Annotated in this window: 1 pseudogene; it reads right to left on the bottom strand. The window is 57.6% G+C overall.

The window, feature by feature from the left end:
* Positions 1–212, bottom strand: a pseudogene (locus tag EN807_RS34495) (isocitrate lyase); the annotation flags it as partial.
* Positions 213–297 lie beyond the last annotated feature (85 nt).

Raw genomic sequence — 297 nt, 5'->3', positions numbered from 1 at the left:
ATCGCCTTGTTGCCGGACATGGAGCCCAATGCGTTGACGAAGTCGTCCTCGTGGATGAGTTTCCACAGCCGGTTGGCCCCCATTTCGGCAAGGCTCTGCCTGATCTGCACCGAACCGCGCAGCCGCTTCACGTCCTCCGGCGAATAAGGGCGTTCAATGCCGTCGAAGCGACCTTCAGGCGCCGAGGGAACGAGGTTGTAAAAATCAGTCATTGGTCACTCCGGAGGGTTCTGGATGATGTCTGCGCGCCAATTTGTTGGGGGCGCTTCTATGTGACTGAATTTACATTTCGGCGCG

It is taken from the genome of Mesorhizobium sp. M5C.F.Ca.ET.164.01.1.1 (assembly GCF_004792125.1).
In the GTDB taxonomy this organism is placed as follows: Bacteria; Pseudomonadota; Alphaproteobacteria; order Rhizobiales; family Rhizobiaceae; genus Mesorhizobium; species Mesorhizobium wenxiniae.
The sequence above is the reverse complement of the archived record's forward strand: the minus strand, read 5'-3'. Positions and strand labels throughout refer to the sequence as shown.